Raw genomic sequence first — 17,624 nt, 5'->3', positions numbered from 1 at the left:
GGTTCAGCCGATCTGCACGTTCTTGTCGAGAGTGACTTGGTCGATGTCGGAGGTGCGGACGGTCACCGCGACCTTCCACTTGCCTGCCATGGGAACCTGCACCCCGGTGGCGCTCCAGTGTCCGGTAGCGATGCGGTCGGGAGCCACCGGCAGCGGGCCGACGTCCTTGGCCTTCAGAGTGAGGGCCACCTTCACCTCGGGCAGGTCGAAGGCGCTGCCGTTGGGCCGGGTCGCGTAGACGTGCAGGTCATTGCTGCCGGTGCGGCCCGGAGTGAGTTCGAGCCGCACGGTGCCCTTGCCGTCCCGGCCGCCGGTGTCGAAGGGGAACTCCAGCTTGACGGGCCCCGCGGCCCGCTGCGCGGACGAGACCGTGTTCTCGGTCTCCTCCACGGTGCGCCCGGGCTCGGTCGTGGTCAGCGCCGTGGTGACGGCGAGCAGCACCACGGCCACCCCGGCCTCGGCGAGCACCGAGCGGCGCAGGCCCGAGCGGTGCGGGTCGGCGTCGCGGACCCGCTTCTCCCGGGCGGCGTCCATGGCGGCCCGCTGGCGGGCGAGCTGAGCGGCGCGCTTGTCGTCGCCGTCCGGCTTCCCGGAGCTGGGCTTTTCGGGGTCGGCCTTGCCTGGACCGGACTTCCGGGGGTCGGCCTTGCCTGGAGCGGACTTCCGGGGGTCGGCCTTGCCGGGACCGAACTTCCCGGGGTCGTCCTTGCCGGTGTCCGCGTGGGCCGTCCCGCCCGTGGTCGCGCCCTTGGTCGCGCCGGTCGCCGTGCCGGTGGACTTGTCGGTGGCCCTGTCGTTGGCCTTGTCGTTGGCCTCGTCAGTCGTCGCGCCGGTCCGGGCCCTGGAGCTGTGCGCGACGGCGACGGGCTTCTTCTTCTTGCTGGTCGCCTTGCCGGTGGTCGTGGCGGTCGCCTTGGTGGCCACCGTGGCGGTGGAGGCGGCGGCCCGGCCCCGCTGCTCGACGACCGCCGCGGCCGCCGCCTCCGGCGCCAGACCGCCCGCCTCGGCGGCGATGCGCCCCGTCCAGCGCCGGGACACCGACGCGATGCCCACCAGGACCACGACCAGCGCGACCTTCACCAGGAGGAGCTGCCCGTAGTCCGTCTCCACGAGCGCGGTCCACGAGCCGACCTGCCGCCAGGACTGGTACAGGCCCGTCACGGTCAGGACCACGACACTGGCGAAGGCGACACGCGAGAAGCGGCGCACGGCCCCCGCGTCGACGAGCGGCGCGCGGTACAGGCACAGCAGCAGCGCGCCCACCCCGCCCAGCCACACGGCGACGGCCAGCAGGTGCAGCACGTCGACGGGCATGGCGAGCCCCGCCTGGATACCGGTCGAGGCGTGCTCCGCCAGCGCCCACGTCGCCGCGATGCCCAGGGCCACGACCCCGCCGCCGACGGCCAGGCCGAAGGCGAGGTCCCGCTTCTCCTTGGGGTCCTCGCGCTTGTCGTACGCGCCGAACAGGACGGCGATGAACAGCGCGGCGGCGGCCAGCAGCAGCAGCCGGGAGACGAGCGCGGCACCCGTCTTGGTCTGCAGGACGTCGCCGAGCGCGGCCAGGTCGAAGGCGTCGGCGAGCTTCCCCGAGCCGGTGTAGGGGGCGCGCAGCAGCAGCGTCGCGAGGGTGGCGCCGGTCAGGACGAGCCAGCCGGCCACGACCAGGCGCTGCAACGGCCGCACCCCCGCGCCGCGCGGCCAGCAGCCGAGGACGAACGCCGCACCGCCGACGACGACGATGAACCCGGCGTACGCGAGGTAGCGCGCGGTGTCGTAGAGCGTCCCGACGAGGCCGCCGCCGACCTCCTGGTCGGGCAGGACGACCTTCGTGTCGGACGGGGCGCCGATGGAGAAGGTGAAGGCCCCGGCGATGGGGTGGCTGTCGGCGGAGACGACCTGGTAGGCCACGGTGAACGTGCCGTCGGGCAGACCCGGCTTCAGCTTCACCCCGTACGTGTTTCCGCCGAGGTCACTGGTCCTGCCGGTGTCCGCGCGCTTGCCCGCGGGGTCGAGGACCCGTACCGAACCGTCGGCCATGGCGACCTTCTCGGAGAAGGTCAGGGACACCTGCTCGGGTGCCTTCGCGACCACCGCGCCCCGCCGGGGGTCGCTGCCGGTGAGCGCGGCGTGCGCGCCGGCGGGCGCCGCGGTGGCGAGGACGGCCCCGAGGACGGCGGCGAACAGGGCCACGACGACGAGCAGCAGCCGACCGAGTCCGGCGAGGTCCGGCCCCGGGCGGGGGGCGGTGGTCCGCATCAACTCTTCAGTCCCCTCAGTGCGACGAGTGCGAGGCGTGCATTTCGGCCGGGGGTTCCTCGGCCGTGCCGTGCTGATCGTTCTCGGTGTGCGTCTTCGGGTGTCCGGAGTGGGCCGTCGCATCGCCGGAGCGGGACGTCCCGCCGGAGCGGGACTTCTCGCCGTGGTCCGCCGAGTCGCCGGTGTGCGGCTGCGGGTCACCCGCGCGGGCCTTCGGGTGGTCCTTCGCGTGCTCCTCGTGCGCCGTCGAGTCCCCCGAGTGCGTACTCGGGTCACCGCCGGTGCCCGGGTTGTACGTGGCAGCCTTCACCGGCATCTCGACCGTGATCGGGTCCGCCTTCTCGAAGCGGAGCGTGACCTCCACCGTGTCGCCCTGCTTCGGCTTGCGCTTCAGCTTCTCGAGCATGATGTGGTTGCCGCCCCGCGCGAACACCAGCTCGCCGTTCGCGGGTACGTCGAAGGACCGCTGCTCCTTCATCGTGCCGCCCTTGGTGGCGTGCAGGGTGACGCTGCCCGCGAGCGGGCTGGACGCCGAGGTGAGCTTGTCGGCGGCGCCCTTGTTGGTGAGCGTGAAGAAGCCACCCGCCATGTCGGCCATGGCCGGGGCGGGGATGTAGGCGCCGCTGACCTTCAGCTCGGGCTTGTCCGCCGCGTCGCCGGAGTCGTCGTCGCCGCTGTCGCAGCCGGTCAGGGCCAGGGCCGCGGCCAGTGCCAGGGCTCCGCCGGTGAGCAGGCGGCGCCGGGTGGTGCGGTGGTTCACGGTTTCTGTCCCTTGATGAGCTTGGGGAGGTCCTGCGCGTACTCCTCGGCGCGGGTGTCCTGGCCGTTGTAGACGACGTAACCGGCCTCGGTCTTCGGCGAGAAGGCGACGACCTGGGTGCCGTGCATCGACTCGATCTTGCCGTTCTTGAGCTTCTTGGACGGCTCGATACTGATGCCGACGGTGCGGGCACTGGCCTGGATGGTCGAGAAGTCACCGGTCAGGCCGATGAACTCGGGGTCCTGGGCCTTCAGCCACTTGCCGAGCTCCTTGGGGGTGTCCCGCTCGGGGTCGGTGGTGACGAAGACGACCTGGAGCTGGTCGAGCTCGGCCTTGGTGACGGCCTTCTTGCGCAGGAGGTCCTTCTTGGCGACGGCGATGTTGCTCATCGTCAGCGGGCAGACGTCCGGGCAGTTGGTGTAGCCGTAGTACAGCAGCACGGGCTTGCCCTTGGTCCGCTCGCGCAGGTCGTACTTCTTGCCGTGGGTGTCCGTGAGGACCAGGTCCGGCTTCTTGAACGGCCTGTCGAGGACGGTCGCGGCCTGCTTCGACTCGGGCTCCACGGAGACGTCGGCGACCTTGTCCGCCTTGTCGCCCTTGTCACCGCTGTCACTGCCGCAGGCGGTCAGCGTCAGGCCCGCGGCGGCGAGCAGCGCCGCGGTGGCGAGCGCCCGCGACGTCGCCGTCCGCGAGGCCGTGGTCCTAGGGGTCTTCGCGCCCGGGGTGAGGGTGTGGTTGCTCAACTTGCGCATACGAAAATGTCCCAGATGTGAGGGGGCCGGGACGCGCCGGGGCCGGTGCGGCCGGCCGGCGCGTCCCGAGGGCAGCCGGGGCGGACGCCTCAGCCGTTGGCGCGGCGGCGCTGGGCGAGCACCCCGAAGGCGACGCCCGCGGCGCCGACCACGATGCCGACGATGCCGAGGGTGCGGGCGGTGGTGTCGCTGCTGTCCCCGTCGGAGGAGGCGGACTCCTTCTTGTCACCGGACCCGGCGGCGTCGGACTTGGCGTCGTCGGACTTGGTGTCGTCCTTGCCGGCGGCGGCTCCACCGTGGTGGTCGTCCGAGGCGGCGGAGAGCTGGAGCGCGGGCGCCGGGAACTCCGGCTCCTCGGCACCCTTCTGCTGCGGCTCGATCCAGCGGACGACCTCCTTGTTGTCGTACGTCTGGAGCGCCTTGAACACGAGCTGGTCGGTGTCCTCGGGAAGCTGGCCGAGGGAGAGCGGGAACTTCTGGAAGTAGCCGGGCTCGACGCCCTTGCCGTCGGCGGTCCAGGTGACCTTGGAGACCGCCTCGTCGATCTTCTTGCCGTGCATCTCGAGCGGCTTGTCGAGCTTGGTCTTGGTGACCTTCACCTTCCAGCCCGGCACCGGCTGCGGCATCACGGACACGAGCGGGTGGTCGGCGGGGAAGGTGATCTCCAGCTTGGTCGTCGAGGCGTTGTCGCGCTCGTTGGGGACCTTGAAGTTGACGGTCGCGTAGCCGCCCTTCGCGGCCTCGCCCTCCGGGCTGACGCTGACGTGCGCGAAGGCGGGCACGGACAGCAGGAGGACGGCGGAGGCGGCGACACCGCCCACCAGGGAGACGCGGGTCAGGGCGGACTTCGGCGACGTCGAGGACTTCTGGGTCTGGGTCGTCATGGCGGAGTACTCCGGTTTCGGCAGGAGTGCGCTGCGACCGGGCCCGGCGCGGCGGATCCCGGGGGACCCGCGCGGAGCGGACGGCACGGCCGTGCGTACTGGGTGTTCGGAAGGGGGGACGCGCCGCGGCGGGCCGGTCGGCCCCCGCACGCGCGCGGACACGCCGCGCGGCACCCCTCCGACAGCAGTACGTACGGACGTACGCGTACGTCGACTCGGAGCGGCCCGCGTCAGGCGGCGAGCGTGAGCGCGGCGGCCGCGGGCGGGCCGCGCCGGATCACCGTGTGCTGGAGCGCGGCCGTCCGGAGCTTCGGCGGCACCAGGGCACCGGCGGCCCGCGCCGGACCGGTCACCGGGTCGGGCGTACCGATCAGGCCGGCCCGCAGCGCGCGCACCAGGGTGAGGGCGGCGCGCAGGGAACGCATGAGCGCCCCTTGAGCCACTACCTGCGCCCCCTGGGCGGAGAGCCGGACGAGCCGGGTGAGCGCGACGTCGCCGCGGCGCAGCAGCCAGCCCGCGGCCAGCGCCGCCAGCAGATGGGCGAGCAGCATCGGCAGGGACGGCAGCAGGGACGCCGCGGAACCGGCGGCCATCCCGCTGTGCGTGGCCGCGGCCTCGCCCGAGGCGTGCGCGTGCGCGCCGTGGGCGCCGGACGGGTCGATGCCCGCCGTCTCGAGGATGTGCCGGGCCTGGACGGGGGTGATCGTCGCCCCGCCCGCCCCGCACACGATGCGCGCGGCGCGCTCGACGAGGGAGAGGCTCTCGGTGCCGCTCGCCGTCGCCATGGCCGTGCCGTGCTGGCCGAGCCCGAACAGCGCGTGCAGCCCGAGCTGGCCCACCGCGAGCGCCCCCGCGATGCCGGGGAGGGAGCGCTCCCGCCCGGCCAGGGGCACCGCCACCACGAGTACGGCGAGGAAACCGGCGCCGAGCGTCCACAGCGGGACGGTGGCGCAGGAGGCGAGCACATGGCCCCCGGCGGACAGCACGAGGCAGACCGCGGCGAACATCGCGGCCCGCAGCAGCCGGAGATCGGCTCCGGCGCGCGCCTGGCGCTGGTGGGGGGCAGTCATGGCCGGGCCATCATCGCACTGGGCCGCCCGGCGCCGTACGGCAGGTCCACATGCTCCCGTGAATGCCGCAAGATGCCGGAACCACCCGGAATGTTCCAACTAGCCGGGAAAGTGCGGGTAAGGCCTGCTCGCGGTGCGTCCGCCCGGACCGGCGGGGCCGTGGCGGCGCGTGTCCCGGTACACCGGACACGGTTTCCGCCGCGTCCGCCGTATGGGCGTCATCACGTCAACTGGGCGCTTATCCGCGGGCACTCGCGGCAATACGTAGGGGTATGTCGAGCCGCGGCCAGAGGGCTGGAGCATGCCAGGAGGCTGGAGCATGAGCATCTGGTGGTCCCTCCATTTGCGGCGTGAAGCCGCGAGCGTCCCGCTCGCGCGGCGCCTGCTCATCGGCACGATGGAGACGGCCGGGGTGGACCCGGAGGTCTCGTACGACCTGTCCCTCGCGCTCACCGAGGCGTGTGCCAACGCGGTGGAGCACGGCGGCGAGACCGGCCCGCCCACCGGCGAGTACCGCGTCACCGCCTACCTCGACGGCGAGAAGTGCCGCATCGAGGTGGCCGACTCCGGCCCCGGCCTGCCACCCGGCCGCGTCTTCGCCAGCGGCGCGAGCACCCTCGCACCACGGACCCCCCAGGGCAGGAGGGACGACGGCCGACGGGGCCGCCGGACACGGCGGAGGGCTCGGACGGAGGCGGTGCGGGGGCGGCGGCAGTCGCGTCCTCAGGGGCCTCCCCCCTCCCCCTCCCCCGCCCCCACCCCTCCCCCTGAGACCTCCGAAAGTGGACGCGGTCTCTGTCTCATCCGTGAGCTCGCCGACGACGTGCACTTCGGGAACAAGCCGGGCCGCGACGGCGGCGCGGTGATCAGCTTCGACAAGATCCTCAAGTGGCGCGAGGACGCGCCGCTGATGGTGTCCTGAGCGGCACCCCTGCCATCCCGCCGTGGCCGAGGGCGGCGTTCAGCTCCGCGTCGCCGCCGCGTACACCTCCAGGGCGGAGCGGGGCGCGCGGCCGAGGAGCGTGCGCAGCGCGTTGTCCGCTATGGACGTGCCGTCGAGGAAGCCGCCCGCTATCGCGGAGTACGTGCTGAGCAGCATCGGTATCTGGAAGGGCAGGGCCTCTCCGGCCGCCGTCACCGCGGCGCGGGTCGCCTCCAGCGTGCCCGGTTCGTAGGAGCCGCCGATCGCCGCGGCCAACTCGGCGCCGCCGAGGGCCTCTTCGCCGACGAGTTCGTAGGTGCGGCCCGCGTGCGGGGCCGGGTCCGTGGCCACACGGACGGCGACCTCGGCCAGGTCCTCCCGGGCGACCGCGGCGAGGCGCCCGTCGCCGAGCGGCGCGGCTATCGTCCCGTCGGGGCCGGGCGCGGCGATGGCGGCGAGGAACTCCGCGTACAGGCCGTTGCGCAGGACCGTCCAGGTCAGGGTGGAGCGGCGGAGTCTGCGCTCGGTCCAGCGGTGGGCGAGGGCGTAGGTGAGGTGGTCGCCGTCGCCGCTGAGGCTGGTGTAGACGAGGTGGCCGACGCCGGATCTCTCGGCGGCGGAGATCACGGCGTCGTGCCGGGCGATGACGACGTCGTCCTCCGCGGCGCCCGCGGAGATGACCAGCAGGGTGTCGACGTCGGTGAAGTCGAGGGACGACGGGTCGTCGAAGTCGACGCGGCGTCGGCCGGGGCCGGGGGAGCGGGTGCCGATGACGACGTCGTCGGCCGCGCGGGCGGTGAGCCCGGTGGTGATGAGGGTGCCGAGTGCGCCGGTGGCGCCGGTGATCAACAGCATGGGAACGATCCCCCGTCGTGGGCAGTTGAGATGGATGACGACCGGTGCGGGAGGTGCGGTGCACTCGGTGCGTGACCATCGTGGATCGGTGGTGGGGGAGCGCGTAAGGAGGCACTTTGATGTCAGTGGGGCACAGGGCGGTAACCGGGTCGCCGGTCGAGGGACCGGTGCTCAGTTGTGAGACGCCGCAGGACGAGTGCGGTGTCAGGGACGTGCTGGACCGGCTCGGCGACAAGTGGTCGGTGTACGTCGTGGTCGAACTCGCGGGCGGGGTGCTGCGGTTCAAGGAGTTGCAGCGCCGCATCCACGGCGGTATCTCGCAGCGCATGCTCACGTTGACCGTGCGGCGCCTGGAGCGGGACGGCCTGGTGCGGCGGACGGTGCACCCCACGATTCCGCCGCAGGTCGAGTACGAGCTGACGGAGATGGGGCACAGCCTGACGCATCTCATCAAGTCGCTGGCGGACTGGTCGATAGCGCACCGCCCGGCCATAGCGGCGGCGCGGGAGGCGTACGACGAGGCGCAGGGCGTGCCGGGCGGCCCGCGCTGACCGGAGCCAGTGCCTCAGCCCGCTTCCGCCAGGCCTTGTGGGGCCCGCGCGGACGCAGACCCGCGTAGCGGCCCCGCAGCACCCTGCAGCGCCTAGCAGCACCCCGCAGCACCTGACAGCACCCCGCAGCGCCTAGCAGCACCCCGCGGGGCCGGGCTGCGCAGGCCTACCGAGGCTCGCACCCCCGCGCCGGGCCCCCGGCCCGGTCACCGCGGCGGACGGCAGGGCCCAGCGCGTGTGCGGGTGGCTCGCTGTCGGTGATGAAGGCCTTGGCCAAGGCGGCGACGGCATCGGGCCGCTCCATCAGCAGCATGTGGTCGCAGTCGGGGATCGTCACGAAGCGGCTGCCCTCGATGGTCGCGGCGAAGCCGCGTTGCAGGCCGGGAGGGGTGAGGGTGTCGTGCGCGCCCGCGAAGACCAGGGTGGGCACGCCTGTCAGGCCGCCGGTGAGGGCGGTGCGGGTCCCCAGGGCGCGGGCCAGCATGTACTCGGCGTGATGCCTTTGGGTGACGTGCAGGAGGGAGCGTCGGAAGGAGCGCAGGGCGAGTTCACGGCGGTGCACCCGGCGGCCGTCGTCCAGGCAGAACATCGCCGCGGAGACCGTCCTGACGAAGCCCTCGGTGTCGCCGGAGGCCAACAGCCTGCCGGCTTCCCGGTAGCGGGCGAAGGGGGCGTCGGTGAGGTGGGCGGGCACGCCGCCGAGGAGCAGGCGGGCGCAGCGCCGGGGGTGGCGCTGGGCGTAGCGGAAGGCGATGACCGCGCCGTGGGAGTAGCCGAAGAGGTTCACGCGCGGTACGCCCGAGTCGTCGGACAGGTCGCCGGACAGGCCGCTGGACAAGTCGTCGGACAGGCCGCCGGACAGGTCCTCGGACAGGTTGTCAGCCAGGTCGTCGACGACGGCGTCGAGCGCCTTGTCCAGGGTGTCGACGGTGTGCTCGGGGCGCGGCACGTCGGAGCCGTCCGCGCCGGGCAGGCCCGCGGTGACCAGGCAGGCCACGTCCGCGAGGGCGTCCTCGAGCTGCACCCAGTCGTACATCCCCTGGAAGGCGCCGCCCAGCGCGATCAGCGGTTCGGTCCGTGCGGCGGTGGGACGGACGAGCCGGTAGCGGTAGGCCAGCCCGTCCACGGTCAGGGTGCGCACGCGTTCCATGTGCCGGTCCTCGCGTCAGGCCCTGGTGAGGACGAGGACGGCGTTGTGGCCGCCGAAGCCGAGGGAGGAGGTGGCCGCGCACTCCAGCCGTGCGGGGCGGGCGGCCCCGGCCACCACGTCCACGCGCACGCCCGGGTCCTGCTCCTCCAGGTTCACCGTCGGCGGGACCACCTGCTCCTCCAGGGCCAGGGCGGTCAGGGCGGCTTCGATCCCGCCGGCGGCGCCCAGGGCGTGGCCGGTCATGGCCTTGGTGGACGTGACGAGCGGGCGGTCGCCGAAGACGCGGTGCAGGGCGGCGCTCTCGACGAGGTCGTTCATGACCGTGGAGGTGCCGTGGGCGTTGACGTGGCCGACGTCCTCGGCGGTGACGCGGGCGTCGGCCAGCGCGGCCCGCAGGGCCAGTTCGATGCCCTGCCCGCTCTCGTCGGGAGCGACGGGGGACAGGGCGTCGTTGGACGACCCGTACCCGGCGAGGTACGCCCGGACGGCGGCGCCCCGGGCCCGGGCGTGTTCCGGGCGCTCCAGCACCAGCAGTCCGGCTCCCTCGCCGACGACGAAGCCGTCGCGGCCGGCGTCGAACGGCCGGCAGGCGGCGGCCGGGGCGTCCACCCGGGTGGAGAGCGCCTTCATCCGGCAGGTGCTGGCGAACATCAGCCGCGAGCGCAGGGCCTCCGCCCCGCCCGCCACGGCGATGTCGCAGCGGCCGGCGCGCAGCCAGCCGAGGGCGGTGCCGATCGCGTCGGTGCCCGAAGCGCAGGCCGTGCTGACCGCCAGGCTCGGCCCGCGGGCGCCCAGGTCCTGGCAGACACCGCCGGCGGCGTTGTTGTTGACGCTCAGCGGCGCGACCTTCGGCGCGACCCTGCGGGCGCCGCGCTCGGCCAGGACGGCCTGCTGCTCGTCGTAGTAGTGCAGGCCGCCGTGCGCGGTGCCCACGACGACCGCGACGCGGGTGCTGTCCCAGGTGTCCGGGTCGAGCCCGGCGTCGGCCACGGCTTCGCGGGCGGCGATCACGGCCAGTTGGGCGAAGCGGTCCAGAAGCAGGGTGGCGCGGCCGAGCCTCGCTTCGAGGTCGAGCCCCTCCACCGTGTACATGAAGTCGCAGGGCAGACCCTGCAGGGACTCCAGGCGGCGCACGCCCCGGGGGGCCCGGGCCGTGGTGATCTCGCTCCAGGTCTCCTTGGCGTCGTGGCCCGCCGCGGTCACCAGGCCGATGCCTGTCACCGCGGCGGCACAGGGCCTTGCGGTCCCCGCCGTCACACCGTTGCCGTCTTCGCGCACACGGCGTCCATCAGCTCCCGTACGGTACTGCGGGACGTCAGGCGCACGTCCTCCAGGTCGATGCGGAGCTCGTCCTCCAGCACCAGCCGCAGCTCCTCCAGGGCCAGTGAGTCGATGTGCAGCCGGTACAGCGGTACGTCGGGGAGCACCGACTCCGGGGCGAGCCGGTACATCCTGACCAGTACGGCGGTGACCCGGTCCGCGACATCCATCAACTGCTGCTCCTTGCTCGGGACTGCTCAAGAGCTCTCGTTGTGCAACGCCGGACCGCCCGCGAAGTGACGTCGGACCGGCCTTGGTCGACCCGTTCGGCACAACGTCGGCGGGTCGGCGCAGCGCCGGGGGGACCGCACTCCACCGAGCGGAGTCCGGGAGGCGTCAGGTGCGCGCCGTTTCCCGTCCGGCTTGACCGCGCCCCGATGGAGCTTTGCCGGTACGGCAACTTTCATTGCCGTACCGGGGGTTGTGGACGCAGGCTGGGGCCCGGACAGCGGCACTCGAAGGACCGTCAGGAGGCTTCACCATGACCGCGATTCAGGCAGGCGTCGGATCCGCGCGCACCACGGACACCGGCTCGTCGCTGAACAACCGCGTGCACCACGTCCGTGCCGACGAGCTGGACGGGTACGCCGCCCTCAGCGGGCACACGGTCGGTTCGAGGAGGCTCTGGATGGGGAAGGTGGTGAACCCGCCGCTGAGCTCGACGGACAACCACCACCACGGTGATTCGGAAGCGGGCATCTACGTGGTCAGCGGCCACCCGGTGTTCGTGTTCCACGACGGCGAGCAGGAGGTACGGATCACCGCGGGCCCCGGTGACTTCCTGCTGGTGCCCCCGTTCGTGCCGCACCGCGAGGAGAACCCCGACCCGGACGAGCCGGTGGTGGTCGTCATCGCCCGCACCACCCAGGAACCCATCAAGGTGTCCGTGCCGGAGCTGTACCAGCTCACGGAGTCGACACCCCGCTAGGAGGGCCGCGCCCGGAGACGCCGCCCCAGGAGGGGCCGCGCTAGGAGACGCCGCTCCAGGAGGGGCCGCGCCAGGAGACGCCGCGCTAGGAGACGCCGCGCCCGGAGGGGCCGCGCCAGGAGGGCGGCCCCCGGGCAGGCCGCGAGGGCGAGGCTAGGGCGGTGGCGGCAACGCCCGGCACAGCGCGTCGAGCGCCGCCGTGTACGCGTGCTCGGCGGGTGTCGCGTAGCCGACGACGAGCCCGTCCGGTGCCGTCGTCCGCGCCTCGGGGTGGCGGTAGGCGGCCAGCCCCTCCAGGCCGACGCCGTGCCACGCCGCGGCCTTGACCGCGGACGCCTCCGTGCCGGGCGGCAGGCGGAGCACCGCGTGCAGTCCGGCGGCGATGCCGGTGACGGTGACGTGCGGGGCGCGTGCGGCGAGCGCGGCGACGAGCTGGTCGCGGCGGCGCCGGTAGCGCTGGCGCATACGGCGTACGTGGCGGTCGTAGTGGCCGGACTCGATGAGGTCGGCGAGCGTGAGCTGGTCGGGCACGCTCGCCCACGCCTCCCGCTCGCCCTTCGCGGTGACCACCGCGTCGACGAGGTGCTCGGGCAGGACCATCCAGCCGAGCCGCACGGCGGGGGACAGGCTCTTGCTCACCGAGCCGATGTGGACGACCCGTTCGGGGTCGAGGCCCTGGAGGGCGCCGACGGGTTCGCGGTCGTAGCGGAACTCGCCGTCGTAGTCGTCCTCCAGGACGATCCCGGAGCGGGCGCGGGCCCAGTCGACGACGGCGGCCCGGCGCGAGGGGTGCAGCGGCCCGCCGGTGGGGAACTGGTGCGCGGGCGTGAGCAGCACCGCCCGTACCGGAACCGGAGCGTCCGCCAAGTCCTCGACGCGGGCGCCGTGTTCGTCAAGACCCAGCGGGACGGTCCGCACCTTGGCGGTCGTGAGCAGGGAGCGGTGGAAGCCGAGCCCGTAGGCCTCCACGCCGAGCGGACCGCGCAGCACTCCGCCGCCGCCCGTGCCGAACAGCAGCCGCAGCGCGTGCGCGAACCCGGAGCACACCACGATCCGCTCCGGGTCGGCCCGTACCCCGCGCGAGCGGGCCAGATAGGCGGCGAGGGCGCGCCGCAGCTCGATCCGCCCGTGGGGGTCGCCGGGGCCGAAGGCCTCGTTGGGCGCGGCGGTCAGCGCGCGCCGGGCCGCCGCGAGCCAGGCGGTGCGGGGGAAGGACCCGGCGTCCGGCTGTCCCTGGACGAGGTTGTGCGCGGGCGGCTCGGGCGCGACAGGGGCGCGCTTGGGGACACGTACGCGCGGGGGTGGTGCGGCGCGTTCGGCGACCCGGGTGCCCGAGCCCTGGCGCGCGGTCAGCCAGCCCTCGGCGACCAGTTCGGCGTAGGCGTCGGCGACGGTGTTGCGGGCCAGGCCGAGGTCGGCGGCCAGGGAGCGGTACGGCGGCAGCCGGGTGCCCGGGGCGAGGCGCCCGGAGCGCACGGCCTCGCGCAGGGCGTGGAGGAGTGCGGCCCGGCGGCTGCCGCCCCCGGAGAGGTCGATATGCAGGTCACGGCCGATGCGCTCCGCGGAATTGACCCATGATTCCGTCATGGAAATGCACCCTACTCGTGGTCTATCCGGACCCTAGATTCGTGGGCATGACGAACACCACGCACGCTTCCACCACCGCCACGACGTCCGCCGCCCCCACGTCCGCCGCCACGACGTCCGCCGCCGCTGCCGGGGGTGCCGCGACCGCCGCAACGCCCGGGGTCCCTGCGACCGCTCCCGTGCCCGCGGCCGTCACGCCCGCCCCCGCCGTCACCCCCGCCCCCGCCGCGACCCCGGCCCCGCGCCTCGACTTCGCCAGGACCGCGCCCAGGGTCTTCAAGGCCGTCATCGGTCTGGACGCCGCCGCCCGGGACGGGCTCGACCCGGCCCTGGTCGAGCTGATCCAGATCCGTGCCTCGCACCTCAACGGCTGCGCGTACTGCCTGCACATGCACACCAACGACGCGCGCAAGGCGGGCGAGAGCGAGGACCGGCTGCACATGGTGGCCGTCTGGCGCGAGGCCGGGAACTTCTTCACCGCCAAGGAGCAGGCCGCGCTCGCCCTCACCGACGCCGTGACCCGCGTCGCCGACGCGGGGGTCCCCGACGAGGTGTACGCCGGGGCCGCCGCCCACTTCGAGGAGGGCGAACTGGCCCAGGTCCTGTCCCTGATCCTCACGATCAACACGTGGAACCGGATCGCCCTGGCCACGGGGAAGGTGGCCGGCACGGACGAGCGCCAGGGCTGAACCCGGCGCCCCCGGCCCTGCCCCCTGGCCCCGCCCTACGCGGTCGCGTGCGCGGAGCACGGCACCTGCGTGCTCCGGGCCCGCTCCGCCCACCGCGCCACCGGCCCCATCGCGTACGACGCCACGAGGACCGCCCCGCCCAGGACCAGCCACCCCGGAGCGCCCCACTCCACGAGCAGCGCGGTCAGCACCAGCGGGCCCAGCGTGCGGGCGACGGTGACGCCGGTGCCGAAGAAGCCCTGGTACTCGCCGATCCGCCCGGCCGGGGCGAGGTCGAAGCCCACCTGCCAGGACCCCGCGGACTGGAGCATCTCGGCGGCGAGCAGCACCAGGGACCCGGCGACGAGCACCGCGGCCGCCACCCAGGGCCCGGCGTCCAGCGCGGACAGCGCGAACACCGCGCACGTCACCAGCATCAGCACGCCCGATCCGCGCAGGGCCCGCACCGCCGTGGGCAGGCCGGACACCGCCCGCGCGGTGCGCACCTGGAAAGCCATCACGCCCAGGGTGTTGAGCACGAAGAGCACGGAGACGAGCCAGGCAGGCGCCTGCGTGCGCTCGGTGAGCCACAGCGGGACACCCAGGCTGAGCAGCGGCATCCGCAGCAGCAGCACGGTGTTGAGCAGGGTCAGGGCCACGTAGGGGCGGTCCTTGAGGACGGCGAGCCCGTCGCCCGGCACCACCGGGGACGGCGCCACCGCGGGCAGCCGCCACAGCACGGCCGCGCACACCACGAAGGCGGCCGCGTCCAGGGCGAACACCGCCAGGTACGCCGCACGGTCGCCCTGGTGCAGCGCGACCCCGCCGAGCGCCGCGCCGACGGCGAGCCCCGCGTTCAGCGTGGCCTGGAGGTGCGCGAGGGCGCCGGTGCGCTCCTCGTGCGCCACGAGCCCCGCCAGGAGCGCCTGCCGCGCCGCCGAGAGGCCCGACTGCGCGGTGGCGTACACGAGGGCGGACAGGACGAACGGCACGAAGCCGCGGACCACGAGGAACGACGCGACCGCCGCGCCGGTGGCGAGGGCGAGCAGGACGGCGGTCCCGCGCGGGCCGCGGCGGTCGGCGAGCCGCCCCAGGGGCACGCCGACGACCGAGCCGACCGCCCAGGCCACCGTCAGCCCGGCCCCGATCCGCGCCGGAGGCAACCCGACGACGTGCGTGAAGTAGAGGGCGGAGGTGACGTAGTAGGCGCCGTCGCCCACGGAGTTGCCGAACTGCGCGAGGGCGAGGAGCCGCAGGGGGCCGCGGGCGGGAAGGAGCCGGGGAGTCGTCATGCCCCGAACACTAGGAACGCGGTGGCCCCCTCAAGTGGTCCATTTCCCACGCCTGTCCATGGGCCACTTCGACCCGCGCCCCACGCCCCTGTTCCATGCCCTCACCAGGCGCCCCGGCCCCGTGTCCCACGCCCTCGCCGGGCGCCCCTGCCTTGTGGGCCCACGCCCGCGCCCCGCGCCCCTGTCCCACGCCTCCCCCGGCGCCCCCACCCGCGTACCCCTGGACAACGCAAAGCGCCGGACAGGCCGGCGACCAGCCTGTCCGGCGCTGCGGAACGAGTCCGTCCCGGCGCTCGGCGCACCGTACGCCCCGGCGCACAAGGGCGCGCGCCCGGCGCGGCCGGAGCCGTCAGCCCTTGAGCTCCGCCATCCAGCGCTCGACCTCGTCGGAGCGGCGCGGCAGCGCGGCGGACAGGTTCCGGTTGCCGTCCTCGGTGACGAGGATGTCGTCCTCGATGCGGACGCCGATGCCCCGGTACTCCTCGGGCACCGTCAGGTCGTCCGCCTGGAAGTACAGGCCGGGCTCGACGGTCAGGCACATGCCCGGCTCCAGGGTGCCGTCGACGTACGTCTCGGTGCGCGCGGCGGCGCAGTCGTGGACGTCCATGCCGAGCATGTGGCCCGTGCCGTGCAGCGTCCAGCGGCGCTGGAGGCCGAGCTCCAGGACCCGCTCGACCGGGCCCTCGACCAGGCCCCACTCCACCAGCTTCCCGGCGAGCACGCGCTGCGCGGCGTCGTGGAAGTCGCGGTACTTGGCGCCCGGCTTCACCGCCGCGATACCGGCCTCCTGGGCCTCGTACACGGCGTCGTAGATCTTCTTCTGCAGCTCGTCGAAGCGGCCGTTGACCGGCAGCGTGCGGGTGACGTCGGCGGTGTAGTACGTGTGCGTCTCCACGCCGGCGTCCAGCAGGAGCAGGTCGCCGGAGCGGACCGGTCCGTCGTTGCGCACCCAGTGCAGGGTGGTGGCGTGCGGTCCTGCGGCGCAGATGGAGCCATAGCCGACGTCGTTGCCCTCGACGCGGGCGCGCAGGAAGAACGTGCCCTCGATGTAGCGCTCGCTCGTCGCCTCGGCCTTGTCGAGGACCTTCACGACGTCCTCGAAGCCGCGCACCGTGGAGTCCACGGCCTTCTGCAGCTCGCCGACCTCGAAGGCGTCCTTGACCAGGCGCAGCTCGGAGAGGAAGACGCGCAGTTCCTCGTCACGCTCGGCGGTGACCTTGTCGGTCAGGGCCGCCTCGATGCCGGCGTCGTAGCCGCGCACGACCCGGACCGGGCCGGTGGCCGCGCGCAGCGCCTCGGGCAGCTCGCGCACGTCGGAGGCGGGGATGCCGTACAGCCGCTCGGCCTCGGTGAGCGAGTGGCGGCGGCCGACCCACAGCTCGCCCTGGCCGTCGAGCCAGAACTCGCCGTTCTCCCGGTCGGAGCGCGGGAGCAGGTAGATCGTCGCCCGGTGGCCGTCGCGCGTGGGCTCCATGACGAGGACGCCGTCCTCGGTCTGGTTGCCCGTGAGGTACGCGTACTCGACGGAGGAGCGGAAGGCGTACTCCGTGTCGTTGGAGCGGGTCTTCAGGTTGCCCGCGGGGACGACCAGGCGCTCGCCCGGGAAGCGCGCGGACAGCGCGGCACGGCGGGCGGCGGTGTGCCCGGCCTGCGGGACCGGCTCCAGGTCGTGCAGCTCGGTGTCGGCCCAGCCGGCCTTCATGAACGCGGCGAGCTCGTCGGAAACACCCGGGTACAGGCCGTTCTTGCGCTGCTTGATCGGCTCTTCTTCGGTCTCTTCCGGAGTCTCCGGATTGAGGGCGTCCGACACGGTCTGCCTCCTATGTACGACAACGGGCACCCTCATCGTACGGCCGTACGGAAGGGGGTCCAGAGGCAGAAGACCCGTTACACGATGGAACCGAAGGCTCACACGGGCCAGGAGGCCCCACTCGAAGCGCGACCGCCTGCGGCACCCCTGCGCGCAGGGGGCACCCGCGGCGGTGCCCCTACGCGAAGCGGGCCGCGAGCAGGACCACGTCGCCCTCGCCGTCGCCCGCGTCGGGACCGTCGGGCAGGACGGCGCCCAGGACGTGGTCGGCGATCGCACCGGGGTCCTCGCGGGCCGCCTTCGGTACGCTCGCGGCGGCCGCGTGCAGCCGTGCGAACGCGCGGTCCGTGGCGTCGCCGGTGCGGTGCAGCAGACCGTCGGTGTAGAGGAGCAGCGTCTCCCCGGGCTCCGGGCGGATCTCGACGCTGGGCGCCTCCCAGCAGGCGAGCATGCCGAGCGGCGCGGACAGGGAGGTCTCCACGAACTCCGTGCGCCGCTGCCCGACGAGCAGCGGCGGGCTGTGCCCGGCCCCCGCGAGGACGACCTTGCGCAGCGCGGGCTCGCAGTACGCGAACAGGGCCGTCGCCGACCGCGCGGGCTCGGTCAGGCGCAGCAGCAGCTCCAGGTCGGACAGGACGGCGACCGGGTCCTCGCCCTCCATCACCGCGTACGCCCGCAGGCTCGCGCGCAGCCGTCCCGTCGCGGCGACCGCGCTCGGCCCGGAGCCGGTGACGGAGCCGACCGCGAGGCCGAGCGCCGCGTCGGGCAGGGCGAGCGGGTCGCCCGCGTCGGCGCCGACGCGGGCACCGGCGAGACGGT

The 17,624-nt window shown here is 73.9% G+C and carries 17 protein-coding genes; 4 read left to right on the top strand and 13 right to left on the bottom strand.

The window, feature by feature from the left end:
• Positions 1-3 precede the first annotated feature (3 nt).
• From IE330_RS04480 to IE330_RS04460, 5 genes are all read right to left on the bottom strand, one after another.
• Positions 4-2,256 carry a copper resistance CopC/CopD family protein gene (locus tag IE330_RS04480; RefSeq protein ID WP_190134525.1) on the bottom strand — a complete coding sequence of 751 codons (2,253 nt, stop codon included), beginning with the start codon at positions 2,254-2,256 and terminating at the stop codon, positions 4-6.
• A 16-nt stretch (positions 2,257-2,272) separates the two neighbouring features.
• The gene (locus IE330_RS39985) at positions 2,273-3,016 is read right to left on the bottom strand and encodes a copper chaperone PCu(A)C (protein ID WP_373314562.1); all 744 of its coding nucleotides are present in this window, start codon (positions 3,014-3,016) and stop codon (positions 2,273-2,275) included.
• Positions 3,013-3,768, bottom strand: coding sequence for an SCO family protein (locus IE330_RS04470; protein ID WP_190134524.1), 756 nt, complete (start codon positions 3,766-3,768; stop codon positions 3,013-3,015). The genes IE330_RS39985 and IE330_RS04470 overlap by 4 nt, the downstream gene beginning before the upstream one ends.
• An 89-nt stretch (positions 3,769-3,857) precedes the next feature.
• Complete coding sequence (locus tag IE330_RS04465; RefSeq protein WP_190134523.1) at positions 3,858-4,652, bottom strand: YcnI family copper-binding membrane protein; 795 nt, start codon at positions 4,650-4,652, stop codon at positions 3,858-3,860.
• Positions 4,653-4,882: 230 nt separating this feature from the next.
• Positions 4,883-5,722, bottom strand: coding sequence for a hypothetical protein (locus IE330_RS04460; RefSeq protein ID WP_190134522.1), 840 nt, complete (start codon positions 5,720-5,722; stop codon positions 4,883-4,885).
• Positions 5,723-6,041: 319 nt separating this feature from the next.
• Between IE330_RS04460 and IE330_RS04455 the strand changes: the two genes are divergently transcribed.
• Complete coding sequence (locus tag IE330_RS04455) at positions 6,042-6,644, top strand: ATP-binding protein (RefSeq protein ID WP_190134521.1); 603 nt, start codon at positions 6,042-6,044, stop codon at positions 6,642-6,644.
• A gap of 39 nt (positions 6,645-6,683) precedes the next feature.
• On the opposite strand, the gene IE330_RS04450 is transcribed toward IE330_RS04455, so the two are convergent.
• A complete protein-coding gene (locus IE330_RS04450; RefSeq protein WP_190134520.1) occupies positions 6,684-7,499 on the bottom strand; it encodes an NAD(P)H-binding protein in 816 nt (271 codons plus the stop codon).
• 119 nt (positions 7,500-7,618) lie between these two features.
• Between IE330_RS04450 and IE330_RS04445 the strand changes: the two genes are divergently transcribed.
• On the top strand, positions 7,619-8,050 hold the full coding sequence (locus tag IE330_RS04445; protein WP_190134519.1) for a winged helix-turn-helix transcriptional regulator: 432 nt from the start codon (positions 7,619-7,621) through the stop codon (positions 8,048-8,050).
• 166 nt (positions 8,051-8,216) lie between these two features.
• Here the strand turns inward: IE330_RS04445 and IE330_RS04440 are convergent, their stop codons facing one another.
• From IE330_RS04440 to IE330_RS04430, 3 genes are read right to left on the bottom strand one after another with little or no spacing between them, the layout of a single operon-like run.
• On the bottom strand, positions 8,217-9,200 hold the full coding sequence (locus tag IE330_RS04440; RefSeq protein WP_190134518.1) for an alpha/beta fold hydrolase: 984 nt from the start codon (positions 9,198-9,200) through the stop codon (positions 8,217-8,219).
• A gap of 15 nt (positions 9,201-9,215) precedes the next feature.
• On the bottom strand, positions 9,216-10,421 hold the full coding sequence (locus tag IE330_RS04435) for a beta-ketoacyl-[acyl-carrier-protein] synthase family protein (RefSeq protein WP_229925381.1): 1,206 nt from the start codon (positions 10,419-10,421) through the stop codon (positions 9,216-9,218).
• A 32-nt stretch (positions 10,422-10,453) separates the two neighbouring features.
• Positions 10,454-10,690: an acyl carrier protein gene (locus tag IE330_RS04430; protein ID WP_190134517.1), complete on the bottom strand. Its 237-nt coding sequence runs from the start codon at positions 10,688-10,690 to the stop codon at positions 10,454-10,456.
• A 311-nt stretch (positions 10,691-11,001) separates the two neighbouring features.
• Here IE330_RS04430 and IE330_RS04425 point away from each other — a divergent pair, with 311 nt between their 5' ends.
• Complete coding sequence (locus tag IE330_RS04425) at positions 11,002-11,448, top strand: cupin domain-containing protein (RefSeq protein WP_190134516.1); 447 nt, start codon at positions 11,002-11,004, stop codon at positions 11,446-11,448.
• A 153-nt stretch (positions 11,449-11,601) separates the two neighbouring features.
• On the opposite strand, the gene pdxR is transcribed toward IE330_RS04425, so the two are convergent.
• On the bottom strand, positions 11,602-13,035 hold the full coding sequence (gene pdxR / locus IE330_RS04420; protein ID WP_190134515.1) for a MocR-like pyridoxine biosynthesis transcription factor PdxR: 1,434 nt from the start codon (positions 13,033-13,035) through the stop codon (positions 11,602-11,604).
• 179 nt (positions 13,036-13,214) lie between these two features.
• Here pdxR and IE330_RS04415 point away from each other — a divergent pair, with 179 nt between their 5' ends.
• Positions 13,215-13,724, top strand: a complete 510-nt coding sequence (locus tag IE330_RS04415; RefSeq protein ID WP_190134594.1) for a carboxymuconolactone decarboxylase family protein — start codon at positions 13,215-13,217, stop codon at positions 13,722-13,724.
• Positions 13,725-13,759: 35 nt separating this feature from the next.
• Here the strand turns inward: IE330_RS04415 and IE330_RS04410 are convergent, their stop codons facing one another.
• The 3 genes from IE330_RS04410 to IE330_RS04400 form a co-directional block, all read right to left on the bottom strand.
• Positions 13,760-14,995 carry an MFS transporter gene (locus tag IE330_RS04410; RefSeq protein ID WP_190134514.1) on the bottom strand — a complete coding sequence of 412 codons (1,236 nt, stop codon included), beginning with the start codon at positions 14,993-14,995 and terminating at the stop codon, positions 13,760-13,762.
• A 349-nt stretch (positions 14,996-15,344) separates the two neighbouring features.
• Entirely contained in the window at positions 15,345-16,841 is a 1,497-nt protein-coding gene (locus IE330_RS04405; protein WP_190134513.1) for an aminopeptidase P family protein, read from the bottom strand.
• 142 nt (positions 16,842-16,983) lie between these two features.
• A partial coding sequence (locus IE330_RS04400) for a PP2C family protein-serine/threonine phosphatase (protein ID WP_190134512.1) occupies positions 16,984-17,624 on the bottom strand: 641 nt, incomplete at its 5' end.

Source organism: Streptomyces longispororuber, from assembly GCF_014656095.1.
Classification (GTDB): domain Bacteria; phylum Actinomycetota; class Actinomycetes; order Streptomycetales; family Streptomycetaceae; genus Streptomyces; species Streptomyces longispororuber.
Note: the sequence above shows the minus strand (reverse complement) of the source record. Positions and strands in the feature narration are given on the sequence as shown.